Here is a 15,368-nt window from a genome sequence, read left to right as displayed (position 1 = left end):
CGGTCATGGCGGGTTTGGGAAGTGACTTGTCCGAAGGCCGGTGGTAGGGGTTTAGCCGGCCGCGCTGGAGTTGAGAGCCGCCCCCTGGTGTCCTCCTGGACCCGCCGCTTGGGTTTGGCTGTTTGCGTCGAGGAATAGGCGTCGATAGACAGCGTCGGACAGTCGTCGTTTCAGGCATCGCAGCGCTTTTTTGTGGCTCTTCCCGGCGGTCCGTTTTCGCTGGTAGTAGGCCCGGCCGGGTGCATCGTGTCGGATCTGGGTGATGGCCATGGTGTGCAGGCAGCAGTTGAGTTGCCGGTCCCCGGCGCGTGAGGGACGGTGACCCACGACGTTTCCGGATGACACCTCGATGGGTGCGGTGCCGGTGTAGGAGGCGAACGCCGCGGCGGATCGAAACCGGTGGATGTCTCCGACGCGGGCCAGGAACTTGGCCGCTGTCAGCGTGTCGATCTCTCGCCTTTCGGTCAGTGTGGTCTGGCTGTCTTGGACGGCCTGGGTGATCTCGGTGTCCGCTGCCGCAATGCGTCGGTCGAGGTGTCGGACCTCGGCAACGAGTTCAGCGGCGAGTTTGCGCGGTAGGGCACGCCATGACGTCGTGGGACCCGAGCGACGGTGCGGGCGGGCACCTCGAGCTGTGAACCGATCCAGTCCTGACCACGACGCTCCCGCCGGCGTGTGGCCACGATCGCTTCCTCGACCTCCACCCGAATCTGGCGCGGGCAGTGGTGCGGACGCGAGGAACGCCCCCACAAGCCGTCGTGGCCCTCTTGACGGAACCGGTTGATCCACCGGTGGCGCACTGCCGGGAGATGCCTTGAGACTTGGCAGCGTGGGCCACGGCCCAGTCTTGCTCGCAGACCCGCTCGATGAGCAGTTGACGGCCACGCACGTTCAGGCAGGCACTACGGTGAGACACGAGGACCTCCGGTCGGTAGGCGACTCAGACATCACCCACCGCACCCGGGAGTCCTCCCCTACATCAACGACTCAACCGGAGTGTCACCAACCTCTCGGTCGAGTACAGCACAGCTAGAATGTCCACCATGCCGAGCGAGAGCACAACCGTTACCACCGAGACCCCGGACCTCGTCGACGCCGCGAAGCTCGGGACGCAACCCCAGACCGCGCGCGGCAAGCGCACCCGTGACGCGTTGATCGCGGCAGCCCGGACGGTCTTCGAGCGGGACGGGTACGTCGACTCGCGCCTCGTCGACATCGCGGCCGAGGCGAAGTGCTCGATCGGCAGCTTCTACACGTGGTTCGACAGCAAGGACGAGGTCTTTGCCGCGGTGCTCCACGAGGCCCAGAGCGAGATGCTCCACCCCGGGACGGGACGCATCGAGACATCGGATGACCCGGTGGCGATCATCGGGGCGAGCAACCGCTCCTACTTCGAGGCGTACCGGCGCAATGCTCGGCTCAATCAGCTGCTCCTGCAGGTGGCTGCGGTCGACACCCGCTTCCGGACGATGCGACAGGCCCGCGCCAGCGCCTTCGTCTCGCGCAACGCCCGGGCCATCTCCGAGCTGCAGCAGCGGGGGCTGGCCGATCGTGGTGTCGATGCGACGATGGCGGCGATGGCCCTCTCCGGCATGGTCTCGCGATTGGCCCAGGATGCCTACAACGCCAGCGTGGACGTCCCGGTCGACGACCTCGTCGAGACGGCCACCCGTCTGTGGACCAATGCGCTCGGACTGACCACCCCGGAGCTGCGGGCCGACTGATCCCACCGGACCCACGATGATCGGGCCACCCGAGAAACCCCGGCTTCCCCTGTGTGCCAGCCTGTGTGTGAGTCAGTCGTTCTTGGAAGAGAGCGATGTGTCTGATGACAGCGAGCAAGATCTTCACGGCCGAGCAGAAGCGTGAGCTTGTGTACGCGTATGTGCGACTGCCTCATGGCAGCAAGGGGAAGTTCCTGACGGATCGGGGTATCAAGTGGCACTCGATGAGTCGCTGGCGTTCGCAGGTCTTTGCCGACACGCTGGAGGTGGATCTGGTGCCCCGGGGAGGTTCGGTGGTCAATGTGGAGGAGTCAGCAGCGCTAGCGCGGCTGATTCGGCAGAACGAGGCGCTGCAGCAGCAACTCGAGGCCGAGCGGGCCGAGCGCGAGCAGCAGGTCGCGGGCAAGGAGGCCGAGCTGGCGGTGCAACGCCGCACGATCAACGCGCTGGGAAAAGCTATCGAGTTCTTGCGTCCCGACGGCGAGGGCAAGAACTCGACCCAGCGGGCCCCCGCCGACCAGCAGCAGTAGGAGCCACTGGTTCACAGCAAGGCTTGGACCCGGATCTGGCAGCCGCCGCCACGGTCGTGGACGTGACGGTCTGGCTGGTCACCGCGTTGACCGTTGCGGGCCTGTCCCAGCGTGCCGCGCTTTCACTAGCAGGCATGTCCCGCTCGAGTTGGTACTACCGCGCCCATCCGCGCCAAGGGGTGGCTGACCCGGTCCCGCACACCCAGCGTCGAGCCGCCTCATGGCTCTCCCCGCCGGAACGGGCCGCGATCGAGGGAAAGCTGTCCGTCGCATTCGCGAACGGGCGCTCGGTCTACCACGGGTTCTACAGCGCGCTGGATTCCGGCGACCCGGTCGCCTGCCTGTCGAGCTGGTATCGCATCGCCCGCGGCATGGAAGAGGCTCCTCCCGTGCGTCGTCGCGCCCGGCATCGTTCCAGTGCGATCCCTTCGCTGGTAGCCAGCGCACCGCTGCAGGTGTGGTCCTGGGACATCACCAAGCTCAAGGGCCCCTATCGGGGCGTGACCTACGAGCTGTACGTGGTCATCGACGTCTTCTCCCGGATGATCACCGCCTGGCGCCTGGAAACCCACGAGGACGACGACCTGGCCAAGGAGATGTTCCAAGACGCGTTCGCCCGGGCCAGCGCTTACCCGCATGTGGTGCACTCCGATGGCGGATCGTCGATGAAGTCCAAGACCCTCACCGGGCTCTTCAGCGAGCTCGGCGTGGAAGTCTCTCGCAACCGGCCCCGGGTATCGAATGACAACCCCTACAGCGAGTCAGCGTTCAAGACCGCCAAATACGCCCCGACCTACCCGGCCTACTTCACCTCGATCGAGCAGTCCCGCACCTGGGTCGAGGACTTCGTGACCTGGTACAACCACGAGCACTACCACTCAGGACTGGAAGGACACACCCCCGCCAGCGTCCACGCCGGCACCTGGACCGAAGTCCATCACCAACGCGTAACCACGATGGCGGCACTGCACACCGCTCACCCCGAACGCTTCACCAAACCACCGGTCATCAAGACCCCCATGGCCCACGTGGCCATCAACCACGAAATCAGCGACGACCGACTCCAAACAGGTTGACAGGTTCCGTTCGCAAGAGTCTCCAACTCCTGCGAAGCCGGGGTTTGTCATGCAGAGCCGGGCGAAGGGGGTGGGCTCACCGGGCGATGGTGACCCCGCCGTCGACGGTCAGGGTGGTGCCGACGACGTAGTCCCCGGCGGCGGAGGCGAGGTAGACGGCCGCGGCAGCCATGTCCTGCGGGCGGCCGATGCGACGGGAGGGGATCTGGGCGCTGACCTCGTCGGAGTTGTCGCGGGCGTCCTTGTTCATGTTCGAGGCGAACGCGCCGGGGGCGATGGCGCTGACGACGATCCCCTCCGGGGCCAGCTGCACGCCCATCCGCTTGGTGAGGTGGATGATGCCCGCCTTGCTCGCGTGGTAGGAGTACGTCTCCAGCGGGTTGAGGGAGAGCCCGTCGATGGAGCCGATGTTGATCACCTTGGCGGGGTTCCCGCCTCGCTCGTGGCCGGCCAGGAGGAGTCCCTTGGCGGCCTGGGTGAGGAAGAAGGGGGTCTTGACGTTGAGGTCCATGACCTTGTCCCAGCCGTCCTCCGGGAAATCGTCGAACGACGCCGCCCAGGCTGCGCCGGCGTTGTTGACGAGGATGTCGAGGTGGTCCTCCTGTGCGCGGAAGGCGTCGAGCAGCGTGGTGATGCCGCCGGTGGTCGAGACGTCGACCGGGAGCGCCACGCAGCGGCCCTGCCCGAACTGCTCCGACAGCTCGGTTGCGGTGGCCTCGCACGCCTCGGCCTTGCGGGCGGTGATGTAGACGCGGGCGCCCTGGCTGAGCAGGCCCTCGGTGATCATGCGGCCGATGCCGCGGGAGCCGCCGGTGACGAGCGCGACACGTCCGTCGAGGGAGAAGAGGGAGGGGATGTCCATGTGCAGTTCCTTGGGTCGGAAGGGGTGCGTCGGTCTCGACCGTATCGATACTTGAATTCAGGTTCAAGACTTACTTGAGGTGGGATTCATGTTGTGGGATGGTGACGGCGACCATCCACCACATCATCGGCAGGAGTTTCCATGAGCTGGTCGTCGCAGGAAGTACGTCTGGCCCAGCGGCCGCAGGGTCGACCGGATGCGAGCACGTGGCAGCTGGCCACGGCCGAGGTCCCCGAGCCCGGGCCGGGTGAGTTCGTCGTGCGCGTCGAGCTCGTCTCGCTCGACCCGGCGATGCGTGGCTGGCTCAACGACGCGCGCTCCTACATCCCGCCCGTCGGTATCGGCGAGGTCATGCGCGCCTTCGCCGCCGGCGAGGTCGTCGCCTCCCAGAACGAGGACTTCGCGGTCGGTGATGCGGTCAGCGGGACCTTCGGCGTGCGTGAGCACGCGCTCTCCGATGGGGAGGGCGTGACGAAGCTCGACCTCGGCGTCGCCCCGATGGCCACCTGGCTCGGTGCGCTCGGTATGCCCGGGATGACGGCCTACTTCGGTCTCGAGGACGTCGGCCGCGCGCAGCCGGGGGAGACCGTGCTCGTCTCGGCCGCAGCCGGTGCGGTCGGCAGCGTCGTCGCCCAGCTGGCCAAGGCGAAGGGGTGCCGCGTCATCGGCGTCGCCGGCGGGCCCGACAAGGTCGCCTGGTTGCGCGAGCTCGGGCTGGACGAGGTCATCGACCGCAAGGAGGGCGACCTGCTGCGCCAGGTGCGCCGGGCCGCGCCCGACGGGGTGGACGTGTACTTCGACAACGTGGGCGGTGAGCTGCTCGACGCCGCCCTGGCCAGCCTCGCCCGTGGTGCCCGGATCGCGATCTGCGGCGCCATCTCGACCTACAACGACGAGACTCTGGCCGAGGGGCCGCGGCGGTACATGGCCCTGCTCGTCTTCCGCGCGAGGATGCAGGGCTTCCTCGTCATGGACTACCTCGACCGCTACCCCGAGGGCATCGCGGCGATCTCCCGGCTGATCCAGCAGGACCGCCTCGTCGCCACCGAGACGGTGCTCGAGGGGGGCGTCGCCGGCTTCCCGGACGCCCTGCTCGGCCTCTTCGACGGGGTCAACACCGGCAAACTGCTCCTGAAGGTCTGACCACAACTCGGCTTCGAGGCTCGTCGCAGAGCTCCTCGCACCTCAGCCAACGAAGGGAACCACCATGCGCGCCATCCACATCTCCACCCTCGAGGGTCCCGACGCCATCGAGCTCGTCGACGCCCCGGAGCCGTCCGACGACTCCCTGGTGACGATCGAGGTGAAGGCCGCCGGCGTCGCCTTCCCCGAGCTGCTCCAGACCCGGGGCCTGTACCAGATGAAGCCCGACCTCCCCTTCGTCCCCGGGGCCGAGGCCGCCGGTGTGGTCGAGAGCGCTCCCGAGGGGAGCGGCTTCTCGCCGGGTGACCGGGTGGCCGCGCTGACGCTGCTCGGGGGCTTCGCGGAGAAGGTCCAGGCGAAGCCGGACCTGACCTTCCCCCTGCCGGACGGGGTCTCCTTCGAGGAGGCGGCGTCCTTCACCTTCAACTACGCGACCGTCTACTTCGCGCTGCTCGAGCGCGGTGGGCTGGCCGAGGGCGAGAGCGTGCTCGTCCACGGCGCGGCCGGTGGCATCGGGACCGCGGCCATCCAGATGGCCAAGGCCTTCGGTGCCGAGCGCGTCATCGGGGTGGTCTCCACCGAGGCGAAGGGGGAGGTCGCCCGGGCCGCGGGCGCCGACGAGGTCGTCCTGGCCGACGGCTTCCTCGAGACGATAGGCAAGGCCTGCGTCGACATCGTCGTGGACCCGGTGGGTGGGGACCGGTTCACCGACTCGTTGCGCTCGCTGAAGGAGCACGGCCGGCTGCTCGTCATCGGCTTCACCGCCGGCGAGATCCCCACGGTCAAGGTCAACCGGCTGCTGCTGAACAACATCGCGGTCGTCGGGGTCGGGTGGGGGGCTTTCGCGATGAACCGTCAGGGCCACGTGCGCAAGGAGTGGGAGGCGATGCTGCCGCACCTGCGCAGCGGTGCCCTGCGCCCCGTCGTCGGAGCCACCCACGCGCTCGAGGACGCAGCCACCGCGCTGAAGTCCCTCGAGGGGCGCACGGTCACCGGCAAGGTCGTGCTGGTGCCATGAGCGCACTGCCCACCCTGCGCGAGGTCACCCAGATCCCTGCGGCCCGTCGCACCGTGGCCGGACCGGAGTGGGAGGACGAGAACGGGCACGTCAACGTCCTGCACTTCTACGGCTTCCACAGTCGTGCAGCCGACGACGAGTTGGCCCGGCTCGGCGTCGACGACGACTACCGCGCCTCCCGCGGGTGCGGGGTGTTCAGCGTGGAGCACCATCTGCGCTTCTTCGACGAGGTGCGCATCGGTCAGGAGGTCTCGGCCCACCTGCGGTGACTGGAGCGCGCCGACAAGGTCCTCCACGCGGTGTCCGTGCTCGTCAACCACACCACCGGTCGGGTCGCCCAACACGCTCGAGGTGCTCGAGGCCCACGTCGACCTGACGACCCGGCGGGCGCGCAGCATCCCCGACGACCTCGCCGCACGCATCGACCAGGAGTTGTCCGCCCATGCCGGCCTGGCCTGGCAGGTGCCGCTCAACGGCAGCATGGGTGTGCGCGCACGACCCTGACGGCCCCACCGCCGTGGCGCGCCGTCACGAGAGCTCGGGCCCCACGACCGGCGCGGTCGTGGGGCCCGAGTCGTGCGTTGCCGACCGGTCAGCTGCTGAACCGGCCGATCGACTCCGCCACGAGGATCGGCTTGTCGATGCCCTCGGCCTCGACGGTCAGCTCGGTGACGACGTTGACCTGGCCCGGCTTGGTCTCCTCCACCTTGGTCAGACGGGCGCGCAGCCGGATGCGTGAGCCGACCGGCAGTGGGTGGATGAAGCGCACGCGGTCGTATCCGTAGTTGAGGCTGTGCGCGAAGCCGTCGAAGGCCATCAGCTCCTCGAGGAAGGCCGGTGTGCGCGACAGGCTGTACAGGCCGTGCGCGATGGTCGACCCGAAGGGGCTCTGCGCGGCCTTCTCCGGGTCGACGTGGATCCACTGGTGGTCCCCGGTGAGGTCGGCGAAGCCGTCGATCTTCGCCTGGTCGACGAGGTGCCACTCGGTCGGGCCGAGCTCGACCTCGAGGAGGTCCGTGAGGTCCTCGACCGAGGTCGGGCGGTGCGGGGTCGTCTGGGTCATGGCGATCTCCTGTGGTCGTGAAGTGATGCCTCGAACCTAATTGAACATGAAGCCGGGTTCAAGTATGGTTGCGGTGTTCGCCGAGCCGAGACCGAAGGAGTTCTCCATGACCACGAACCAGCAGCGTGTCGCCGTCATCACCGGCGCCGCACGCGGGATCGGAGCCGGTGTCGCCCGGCGCCTCGCCTCCGACGGGATGGCCGTCGCCGTGCTCGACCTCGACGAGTCGGCCTGCGTGCCCCTCGCCGAGGAGATCACGGCCGCCGGTGGTCGCGCCCTGGCCGTCGGTGCGGACGTCTCGGATCCGGAGCAGGTGGAGGCGGCCGTGCGTCGTGTCGCCGAGGAGCTGGGGGCCCCGACGGTGCTGGTCAACAACGCCGGGATCATCCGCGACAACCTCATCTTCAAGATGGACGTGGCCGACTGGGACGCCGTCATGGCCGTGCACCTGCGGGGCGCCTTCCTGATGACCAAGGCCTGCCAGGCGTACATGACCCAGGAGAAGTTCGGCCGTGTGGTCAACCTGTCCTCCACGTCCGCCCAGGGCAACCGCGGACAGGTCAACTACTCGGCGGCCAAGGCCGGGATGCAGGGCTTCACCAAGACGCTGGCCATCGAGCTCGGGAAGTTCGGTGTCACCGCCAACGCGATCGCCCCCGGTTTCATCGAGACCGAGATGACCGAGGAGACCGCCGCCCGGATCGGGGTCGGCTTCGACGACCTGAAGAAGATGGCCTCCGAGCAGGCCGCGGTGGCGCGGACCGGCAAGCCCGAGGACATCGCCCACGCGGTCTCCTTCTTCGCCAGCGAGGGGGCCGGCTTCACCACCGGTCAGGTCCTCTACGTGGCCGGCGGGCCGTGCGACTGATGGCGGGCATGCAGGTCAAGGACGCGGTCGCCGTCGTCACCGGTGCCGCGGGAGGCATCGGCGCCGCGCTTGCGCAGGCACTGATTGACGGCGGTGCCCACGTGGTGGTCTCCGACCTCGACGAGGAGCGCCTGACGGCGACGGCCGAGCGGCTCGGGGCCGTCGCCGTGGCAGGCGACGCCGCGAGCGACGAGGTGATCGCCGCGATGGTCGCGGCCGCGGAGGAGCACTTCGGCCCGGTCGACCTCTTCTTCGCCAACGCCGGTGTCGGCGATGGCTCCGGCCTGGCGGCCGACGACGACCAGTGGCAGCTCGCCCTCGACGTCAACCTCATGGCGCACGTGCGCGCGGCCCGCCGGCTCGTGCCGGGATGGGTCGAGCGCGGGAGTGGCTACTTCGTCTCCACCGCCTCGGCCGCCGGGCTGCTCACGCAGATCGGCTCGGCCACCTATTCGGTCTCCAAGCACGGCGCCGTGGGCTTCGCCGAGTGGCTCGCGGTGTCGTACGGCGACGAGGGGGTCGGCGTCAGCTGCTTGTGCCCGATGGGGGTCGACACCGACATGCTCCGCTCCGGGATGACCTCGGCGGGTGGCGAAGGGGGGAAGGTAGCCGCCGCGGCGGTGACCGGCGCCGGCGAGGTGCTCGCTCCCCATGACGTGGCCGAGCAGGTGCTCCGGGCCGTCGAGGAGGGCACCTTCCTCATCACGCCGCACACCGGTGTCCATGAGTTCCTCCGGCGCAAGGTCGACGACCACGACCGGTGGATCCGCGGAATGCAGCGATACCAGCGACAGCTGAAGGAGAACTCCTGATGGACAACGCGGTCCGCCTAGTCTGGGACCGGGCCGAGCAGGCACCCGACGCCCCCGCCCTGCGCGAGGGTGAACGCTCGTGGACGTACGCCGAGCTGCGCTCCGGCGTGCAGGGCGCGATGGAGCAACTGCACGGGCGCGGGATCGCCCCGGGGGACCGCGTCCTGGTCGTGATGCCCACAAGCGCCGAATTCGTCCTAGCCTATCACGCGATCCTGGCGTTGGGTGCCACGGCGGTCACCGTCAACCCACTGTGCACCGCGCGCGAGCTGACTCACTTCGTCGAGGACGCCGGGTGCTCCACCGCGCTGGGGTGGCACGAGGGCGAGGCAGCGGTTCGGGCCACCGCTACGGACTGCGGGATGGACCTGTGGACCCTCCACCCCGGGGCGATCGCGACATCGGGCGACGGGCAGCCGGCCGAGGTCGCCGCTCGCGATGCGGCCGTGCTGCTCTACACCTCGGGGACGACGGGCGCGCCCAAGGGGGCGGTCCTGACCCATGAGAACCTGGTCTCCTGCGGCGTCGCACTCAACGAGGCGCTCGACCTCAGTCCCGACGACTCCATGGGGACGGCGCTGCCGCTGTTCCACGTGTTCGGCCAGGCCGCGGTGATGTTCACCGCCTACGCGGCCGGTGGCTGCCTCAGCCTGCAACACCCCTTCGACGCGGCCGGCCTGCTGCAGATGGCCGCTGACCAGCAGCTCACCGGGATCGCCGGCGTGCCGACGATGTGGAACGCCATGCTGCACGCGCAGACCGACCTGACGGCGGCAGACCTGGCGCACCTGCGTCTGGCCTGCTCCGGCGGTGCCGCGCTCCCGCTGGAGGTGGCCAAGGCATTCAAGGACCGGTTCGGCGCAGTGGTCCTGGACGGGTACGGGCTCAGCGAGACCACCGGGGCCGCGACCTTCAACAGCCTTGCGAACCCGCGCAAGGAGATGAGCGTCGGTCGGGCCCTTCCCGGCGGCCGGCTCGCGATCCTCGACGAGGACCGGCAGCCGCTCCAACCCGGCCTCGCCGGTGAGGTCGCGATCAGCGGGCCCTTCGTCATGCGTGAGTACTGGAACCGCCCCGAGGCCACCGCAGCGGTGCGCGAGGGGGAGTGGTTCCTCACCGGTGACATCGGGCGGATGGATGAGGACGGTGACCTGTGGATCGTCGACCGGAAGAAGGACCTGGTCATCCGCGGCGGGTACAACGTCTACCCGCGTGAGGTCGAGGAGGTGTTCTACGGGCATCCCGACATCCGGGAGGTGGCCGTCATCGGCGTACCCGACAACCGGCTCGGCGAGGAGATCGCTGCGGTGGTCTCGCCGCAGCCGGGGGCCGACATCGACCCGGCAGAGCTGCGAGCCTGGCTCGAGGAGCGCCTCGCGGCCTACAAGGTCCCCCGCGTCTACCAGCTCATCGACGAACTGCCCAAGGGCCCGACCGGGAAGATCCTCAAGCGAGGGCTCGACCGGGAGTCCATCTCGACCGCCGGTGACCGCCCGCCGCGAGTCACTTCCACCCACTGACCGACAGGAGCGAGACGTGGACTTCGCACTGGACAGCAGGACCCTCGAGCTGCGCGAGCAGCTCACCGCCTTCATGGACGAGCACGTCTACCCGATCGAGGCGACCTACCAGGAGCAGCTCGACGCCGCTCCGGAGCGGTGGTCGCCGCCACCGGTCATCGAGCCGGCCAAGGAGGCCGCCCGCTCCCAGAACCTGTGGAATCTCTTCCTCCCGGGGGAGGACGGCGCCGGCCTGACGAACCTCCAGTACGCCCCCCTGTGCGAGGTGCTCGGGCGCAGCCTGCACATCGCCCCGGTGGCGACGAACTGTGCGGCGCCGGACACCGGCAACATGGAGGTGCTGCACATGTTCGGCACCCCGCAGCAGAAGGAGCAGTGGCTCCAGCCGCTGCTCGACGGGCAGATCCGTTCGGCCTTCGCGATGACGGAGCCGCGGGTGGCCAGCTCCGACGCGACCAACATCGAGACCTCGATCGTGCGCGACGGCGACGAGTACGTCATCAACGGCCGCAAGTGGTACATCTCCGGTGCGATGAACCCGAATGCGCAGGTCCTCATCGTCATGGGCAAGACCGACCCGTCCGCGGACCGGCACCGCCAGCAGTCGATGATCCTCGTGCCGCGGGACACCCCCGGCGTCCAGGTGCGCCGGGGGCTGAAGGTCTTCGGCTACGACGATCGTGACCACGGCGGGCACGCCGAGATCGACTTCACCGATGTGCGCGTCCCCGCCAGCAACCTCATCGGTGAGGAGGGCGGCGGCTTCGCCATCGCCCAGGCCCGCCTCGGCCCGGGGCGCATCCACCACTGCATGCGCCTGATCGGCATCGCCGAGCGTTCCCTCGAGCTGATGATCGAGCGGGCAGCCAGCCGTGTGGCCTTCGGCAAGGCACTGTCAGAGCAGGGCGTCATCCGAGACTGGATCGCCGAGTCCCGGGTGCGCATCGAGCAGCTGCGGCTGCTGACCTTCAAGGCGGCCTGGCTGATGGACACGGTGGGCAACAAGGGTGCCCACACAGAGATCCAGGCGATCAAGATCGCCGCGCCGAGCGCCGTGGAGTGGATCCTCGACAAGGCCGTCCAGGTCCACGGTGCCGGTGGCCTCAGCCAGGACTTCCCGGTGGCGGAGTGGTACGCCCAGGTGCGCACCCTGCGGTTCGCCGACGGCCCCGACGAGGTCCACAAGAACGCCCTTGCCCGACACGAGATCCGGAGGCTGAGCGCACGTGCCTGATCTGCAGCAGCGGGTCGACGAGCTCCTCGAGAGCCACGACCCCGAGACGACACCTCGTGCCATTTTTCTTGGTGCCCAGTACGACGCCGGCCTCGCGTGGGTCCACTTCCCCGAGGGGCTGGGCGGACTGGGCCTCTCCCGAGGTCGCCAGAGCGAGGTCGACGACCGGCTCGAGGCCGTCGGTGCACCGCGACCCGACGTGGCACGCAATGCCATCGGTCTGGGCATGGCCGCGCCGACGATGGTGGCCTTCGGCACGCCGGAGATGCAGCAGCGCTACCTGCGGCCGCTCTTCGCCTGTACCGAGATCTGGTGCCAGCTCTTCAGCGAGCCCGGTGCCGGCTCCGACCTGGCCGCCGTCGCGACCCGTGCCGTCCCCGACGGTGACGAGTGGGTCGTCGACGGGCAGAAGGTGTGGACCTCCGGCGCCCACAACGCCGACTTCGCCATCCTCGTCGCCCGCACTGACACCTCGGTGCCCAAGCACGCCGGCCTGACCTACTTCGTCCTGGAGATGAACGTCCCCGGGATCGAGATCCGCCCCCTTCGCCAGATCACGGGCGAGGCCGAGTTCAACGAGGTCTTCCTCTCCGGGGTGCGCATCCACGACCGCAACCGGGTCGGCGCCGTCGGTGAGGGATGGAAGGTCGCGACGACGACCTTGAACAACGAGCGCGTGGCCATCGGCGCCGGGAACGAGCGCGAGGCGGGCCAGATCGGTGTGGTCACCCAGCGGTGGCGCCGCGACCCCTGCGTGCGCACCCCCGGCAACCACGCCGAGCTGATGCAGTGGTGGGTCGAGACCGAGGTGACCCGTCTGGCCGGCGAGCGCCTGCGCCAGGGCCTGGAAGTCGGCCAGCCCGGTCCGGAGAGCTCGGCGATGAAGCTCGCCTTCGCCCAGCAGGCACAGCAGGTCAGCGGCTTCGCCCTCGAGCTCGCGCCCGAGGAGGGTCTGACCTACCACGACTGGAGCATGGTCCGACCCGAGACCGGGTCCCTCCTCGGCCATGGCCCCGGCTTCCGCTACCTGCGGGCCAAGGGCAACTCCATCGAGGGAGGCACCAGCGAGATCATGCGCAACATTATTGCCGAGCGGGTGCTCGGCCTGCCCCCGGAACACCGCCCCGACAAGGGGATTGCCTTCAAGGACGTGCCCCGATGACCGACCTGCTCTACACCGACGTCGAGGAGTCCCTGCGCTCCAGCGTCCGGTCCACCCTCCAGCGCTCCCTCGACGAGGGCCTGGCCGCCCGGCTCTACGACGAGCCGGACACCGACACGAGTCCCATCTGGCAGGCGCTCGCCGGCCAGATCGGCCTGGCCGGTCTGCTCGTCCCCGAGTCGCTCGGCGGCGTCGGGGCCGGTCCGCGCGAGGCGGCCGTCGTGCTCGAGGAGCTCGGGCGCACCGTCGCACCGGTGCCGTTCCTCACCAGCTCCGTCATCGCCACGACCGCGCTCCTGACCGCCGGCGACGAGGAGCACCTGCCCGCCCTGGCCGCCGGTGAGCGCACCGCCGCGCTCGTCCTGCCCTGGACCGCTCGGCGAGGGACGTGGGCGTGCGTGCAGGGCAGCGTGGAGCCGGTTGCCGGTGCGCTGGGCGCAGACCTGCTCGTCGTGCCCACCACGGGCGAAGGGGGAGTGACCTCCCTTCGTGCGTACGAGTCGGGGGAGGTCGAGGTGGAGGCGATCACCTCGCTCGACATGACCCGCCCGCTCGCCCGCGTGACCGTGCGGGGGGAGGGGGTGGAGATCGCCTCCGGCCCGACGGCCGAGGCCGCAGTCGATGCGGCTCTGGCCGCCGGTGCCGCGCTCCTGCCCTCCGAGCAGCTCGGCCTGGCCCAGTGGTGCCTCGAGACGACCGTGGAGTACGCGAAGACGCGCGTGCAGTTCGCGCGGCCGATCGGCTCCTTCCAGGCGATCAAGCACCGTCTGGCCGACCTCTACCTGCTCCTCGTCAACACCCAGGCTGCCGCCCGCCACGCCGCCGGTACCCTCGCCGACGACGACCCCGACCAGCACGTCGCCCAGGCGGTCGCCCAGGCGTTCTGCGGCGACGCCGCCGTGCGCGCGGCGGAGGAGGCCCTGCAGTTGCACGGCGGGATCGGCATGACGTGGGAGCACCCGGTGCACACCCACCTGAAGCGGGCCAAGTCCGACCAGCTCGCGCTCGGGACACCGGAGCGGCACCGTGCCGACCTCGCCGGGCTGGTCGACCTCCCCGCGAGCTGACCACCCGCCCCGACCCACCCACCCGAATCACAGGAGTGACCACCATGCGCGAAGCAGTCATCGTCTCCACCGCCCGCACCCCGATCGGGCGCGCCTACCGCGGCGCCTTCAACGACACCCAGGCCCAGGAGCTGATCGGCCACGCGGTCCGGCACGCCGTCGAGCGCTCTGGCGTCGAAGGCGGCCAGATCGAGGACGTCGTCATCGGCGCCGCTCTCCAGCAGGGCTCGACCGCGGCGAACATCGGCCGTCAGGCCGCACTGCGGGCCGGGCTCCCGGTCACGGTCGCCGGCATGTCCGTCGACCGGCAGTGCGCGAGTGGCCTGATGGCCATCGCCACCGCCGCCAAGCAGGTGGTCTTCGACGGCCAGCAGGTCGCTGTCGGCGGTGGCGTCGAGTCGATCTCGCTCGTGCAGAACGAGCACATGAACACCTACCGCGCCCAGGACCCGTGGCTCGTCGAGCACGTTCCCGCGACCTACATGTCGATGCTCGAGACCGCGGAGGTGGTCGCGAAGCGCTACGGGGTCTCCCGCGAGCGGCAGGACGAGTACGCCCTGCAGTCCCAGCGTCGTACCGCGGCGGCGCAGGAGGCCGGTGCCTTCGACGAGGAGATCGTGCCACTGCCGTCGACGCAGCTGACCAAGGACAAGGCCACCGGCGAGGTCGGCTCGCAGGAGGTCACCCTCGCCAAGGACGAGGGCAACCGGCCCGGGACGGCGATCGAGGACCTGGCCAAGCTGAACCCGGTGCTGGCCAAGGACGGCACCGAGGGCTTCGCGATCACGGCCGGCAACGCCTCCCAGCTGTCCGACGGCGCATCCGCTGCCGTGGTCATGGAGGCGCAGGAGGCTTCCCGGCGCGGCCTGACCCCGCTCGGTGCCTTCCGCGGGATGGCCGTTGCCGGGGTGGAGCCGGACGAGATGGGCATCGGCCCGGTCCGCGCGGTGCCGAAGCTGCTGGAGCAGCACGGTCTGACCGTCGACGACATCGACCTGTGGGAGCTGAACGAGGCCTTCGCCGTCCAGGCGCTCTACTGCCGTGACCACCTGGGCATCGACCCCGCGAAGTACAACGTCAACGGTGGTGCGATCTCCATCGGCCACCCCTACGGCATGAGCGGTGCACGGATGGCCGGACACGTCCTCATTGAGGGCAAGCGCCGTGGCGCCCGCTACGGCGTGGTGACCATGTGCGTCGGGGGTGGGATGGGCGCCGCGGGTCTCTTCGAGATCTTCTGATGCACCGGCTGCCCCTAGCTGCCAAAGCTTGCCGAGTGTCCAGTACGG

At 69.4% G+C, this 15,368-nt stretch carries 18 protein-coding genes; 14 read left to right on the top strand and 4 right to left on the bottom strand.

Features of this window, described 5'->3' with window-relative positions; translation table 11 throughout:
- Positions 1-51: 51 nt before the first annotated feature.
- Together BJY20_RS16615 and BJY20_RS16610 are read right to left on the bottom strand one after the other, a co-directional pair.
- Positions 52-441 (bottom strand): transposase, encoded by a 390-nt coding sequence (locus BJY20_RS16615; RefSeq protein WP_425484175.1) that lies wholly within the window; start codon positions 439-441, stop codon positions 52-54.
- 23 nt (positions 442-464) lie between these two features.
- Positions 465-800 carry a helix-turn-helix domain-containing protein gene (locus tag BJY20_RS16610; protein WP_185990594.1) on the bottom strand — a complete coding sequence of 112 codons (336 nt, stop codon included), beginning with the start codon at positions 798-800 and terminating at the stop codon, positions 465-467.
- A 243-nt stretch (positions 801-1,043) separates the two neighbouring features.
- Between BJY20_RS16610 and BJY20_RS05460 the strand changes: the two genes are divergently transcribed.
- The 3 genes from BJY20_RS05460 (at position 1,044) to BJY20_RS05450 (ending at position 3,330) form a co-directional block, all read left to right on the top strand.
- The gene (locus tag BJY20_RS05460; RefSeq protein WP_246297111.1) at positions 1,044-1,724 is read left to right on the top strand and encodes a TetR/AcrR family transcriptional regulator; all 681 of its coding nucleotides are present in this window, start codon (positions 1,044-1,046) and stop codon (positions 1,722-1,724) included.
- Positions 1,725-1,828: 104 nt separating this feature from the next.
- Entirely contained in the window at positions 1,829-2,254 is a 426-nt protein-coding gene (locus tag BJY20_RS05455) for a hypothetical protein (protein WP_185990592.1), read from the top strand.
- Positions 2,255-2,310: 56 nt separating this feature from the next.
- On the top strand, positions 2,311-3,330 hold the full coding sequence (locus tag BJY20_RS05450; protein ID WP_185990591.1) for a DDE-type integrase/transposase/recombinase: 1,020 nt from the start codon (positions 2,311-2,313) through the stop codon (positions 3,328-3,330).
- A gap of 76 nt (positions 3,331-3,406) precedes the next feature.
- Here BJY20_RS05450 and BJY20_RS05445 read toward each other — a convergent pair whose 3' ends face one another.
- The gene (locus tag BJY20_RS05445; protein ID WP_185990590.1) at positions 3,407-4,192 is read right to left on the bottom strand and encodes an SDR family oxidoreductase; all 786 of its coding nucleotides are present in this window, start codon (positions 4,190-4,192) and stop codon (positions 3,407-3,409) included.
- A 141-nt stretch (positions 4,193-4,333) separates the two neighbouring features.
- On the opposite strand from BJY20_RS05445, the gene BJY20_RS05440 reads away from it, so the two are divergent.
- The 4 genes from BJY20_RS05440 (at position 4,334) to BJY20_RS05425 (ending at position 6,857) form a co-directional block, all read left to right on the top strand.
- A complete protein-coding gene (locus BJY20_RS05440; protein WP_185990589.1) occupies positions 4,334-5,335 on the top strand; it encodes an NADP-dependent oxidoreductase in 1,002 nt (333 codons plus the stop codon).
- A gap of 64 nt (positions 5,336-5,399) precedes the next feature.
- Entirely contained in the window at positions 5,400-6,353 is a 954-nt protein-coding gene (locus BJY20_RS05435) for an NADPH:quinone oxidoreductase family protein (protein ID WP_185990588.1), read from the top strand.
- Positions 6,350-6,622 (top strand): thioesterase family protein, encoded by a 273-nt coding sequence (locus tag BJY20_RS05430; protein WP_185990587.1) that lies wholly within the window; start codon positions 6,350-6,352, stop codon positions 6,620-6,622. The genes BJY20_RS05435 and BJY20_RS05430 overlap by 4 nt, the downstream gene beginning before the upstream one ends.
- Positions 6,623-6,704: 82 nt before the next feature.
- The gene (locus BJY20_RS05425) at positions 6,705-6,857 is read left to right on the top strand and encodes a hypothetical protein (RefSeq protein ID WP_185990586.1); all 153 of its coding nucleotides are present in this window, start codon (positions 6,705-6,707) and stop codon (positions 6,855-6,857) included.
- Positions 6,858-6,945: 88 nt separating this feature from the next.
- On the opposite strand, the gene BJY20_RS05420 is transcribed toward BJY20_RS05425, so the two are convergent.
- Positions 6,946-7,416 carry a MaoC family dehydratase gene (locus tag BJY20_RS05420; RefSeq protein WP_185990585.1) on the bottom strand — a complete coding sequence of 157 codons (471 nt, stop codon included), beginning with the start codon at positions 7,414-7,416 and terminating at the stop codon, positions 6,946-6,948.
- A 106-nt stretch (positions 7,417-7,522) separates the two neighbouring features.
- Here BJY20_RS05420 and BJY20_RS05415 point away from each other — a divergent pair, with 106 nt between their 5' ends.
- The 7 genes from BJY20_RS05415 to BJY20_RS05385 are packed head-to-tail and all read left to right on the top strand — an operon-like array spanning position 7,523 to position 15,320.
- Complete coding sequence (locus BJY20_RS05415; protein ID WP_185990584.1) at positions 7,523-8,284, top strand: SDR family oxidoreductase; 762 nt, start codon at positions 7,523-7,525, stop codon at positions 8,282-8,284.
- Positions 8,284-9,096 (top strand): SDR family oxidoreductase, encoded by an 813-nt coding sequence (locus BJY20_RS05410; RefSeq protein ID WP_246297110.1) that lies wholly within the window; start codon positions 8,284-8,286, stop codon positions 9,094-9,096. Before BJY20_RS05415 ends, BJY20_RS05410 begins: the two co-directional genes overlap by 1 nt.
- Positions 9,096-10,616 carry a class I adenylate-forming enzyme family protein gene (locus tag BJY20_RS05405; protein ID WP_185990583.1) on the top strand — a complete coding sequence of 507 codons (1,521 nt, stop codon included), beginning with the start codon at positions 9,096-9,098 and terminating at the stop codon, positions 10,614-10,616. The genes BJY20_RS05410 and BJY20_RS05405 overlap by 1 nt, the downstream gene beginning before the upstream one ends.
- A gap of 16 nt (positions 10,617-10,632) precedes the next feature.
- Positions 10,633-11,850, top strand: a complete 1,218-nt coding sequence (locus BJY20_RS05400; RefSeq protein WP_185990582.1) for an acyl-CoA dehydrogenase family protein — start codon at positions 10,633-10,635, stop codon at positions 11,848-11,850.
- Positions 11,843-13,012 (top strand): acyl-CoA dehydrogenase family protein, encoded by a 1,170-nt coding sequence (locus tag BJY20_RS05395; protein WP_185990581.1) that lies wholly within the window; start codon positions 11,843-11,845, stop codon positions 13,010-13,012. The genes BJY20_RS05400 and BJY20_RS05395 overlap by 8 nt, the downstream gene beginning before the upstream one ends.
- Positions 13,009-14,079, top strand: coding sequence for an acyl-CoA dehydrogenase family protein (locus tag BJY20_RS05390; RefSeq protein WP_185990580.1), 1,071 nt, complete (start codon positions 13,009-13,011; stop codon positions 14,077-14,079). The genes BJY20_RS05395 and BJY20_RS05390 overlap by 4 nt, the downstream gene beginning before the upstream one ends.
- 44 nt (positions 14,080-14,123) lie before the next feature.
- Positions 14,124-15,320, top strand: coding sequence for an acetyl-CoA C-acyltransferase (locus tag BJY20_RS05385; RefSeq protein WP_185990579.1), 1,197 nt, complete (start codon positions 14,124-14,126; stop codon positions 15,318-15,320).
- Positions 15,321-15,368 lie beyond the last annotated feature (48 nt).

Source organism: Janibacter cremeus (assembly GCF_013409205.1).
Taxonomy (GTDB): domain Bacteria; phylum Actinomycetota; class Actinomycetes; order Actinomycetales; family Dermatophilaceae; genus Janibacter; species Janibacter cremeus.
Note: the sequence above shows the minus strand (reverse complement) of the source record. Positions and strands in the feature narration are given on the sequence as shown.

What these genes read in the sequence shown, in the direction of transcription:
- BJY20_RS05460 (WP_246297111.1), top strand. Translation starts at nt 1,044, where the DNA reads ATGCCGAGCGAGAGCACAACCGTTACCACCGAGACCCCGGACCTCGTC.
- BJY20_RS05455 (WP_185990592.1), top strand. Translation starts at nt 1,829, where the DNA reads ATGACAGCGAGCAAGATCTTCACGGCCGAGCAGAAGCGTGAGCTTGTG.
- BJY20_RS05445 (WP_185990590.1), bottom strand. Translation starts at nt 4,192, where the DNA reads ATGGACATCCCCTCCCTCTTCTCCCTCGACGGACGTGTCGCGCTCGTC.
- BJY20_RS05440 (WP_185990589.1), top strand. Translation starts at nt 4,334, where the DNA reads ATGAGCTGGTCGTCGCAGGAAGTACGTCTGGCCCAGCGGCCGCAGGGT.
- BJY20_RS05435 (WP_185990588.1), top strand. Translation starts at nt 5,400, where the DNA reads ATGCGCGCCATCCACATCTCCACCCTCGAGGGTCCCGACGCCATCGAG.
- BJY20_RS05430 (WP_185990587.1), top strand. Translation starts at nt 6,350, where the DNA reads ATGAGCGCACTGCCCACCCTGCGCGAGGTCACCCAGATCCCTGCGGCC.
- BJY20_RS05420 (WP_185990585.1), bottom strand. Translation starts at nt 7,416, where the DNA reads ATGACCCAGACGACCCCGCACCGCCCGACCTCGGTCGAGGACCTCACG.
- BJY20_RS05415 (WP_185990584.1), top strand. Translation starts at nt 7,523, where the DNA reads ATGACCACGAACCAGCAGCGTGTCGCCGTCATCACCGGCGCCGCACGC.
- BJY20_RS05410 (WP_246297110.1), top strand. Translation starts at nt 8,284, where the DNA reads ATGGCGGGCATGCAGGTCAAGGACGCGGTCGCCGTCGTCACCGGTGCC.
- BJY20_RS05405 (WP_185990583.1), top strand. Translation starts at nt 9,096, where the DNA reads ATGGACAACGCGGTCCGCCTAGTCTGGGACCGGGCCGAGCAGGCACCC.
- BJY20_RS05390 (WP_185990580.1), top strand. Translation starts at nt 13,009, where the DNA reads ATGACCGACCTGCTCTACACCGACGTCGAGGAGTCCCTGCGCTCCAGC.
- BJY20_RS05385 (WP_185990579.1), top strand. Translation starts at nt 14,124, where the DNA reads ATGCGCGAAGCAGTCATCGTCTCCACCGCCCGCACCCCGATCGGGCGC.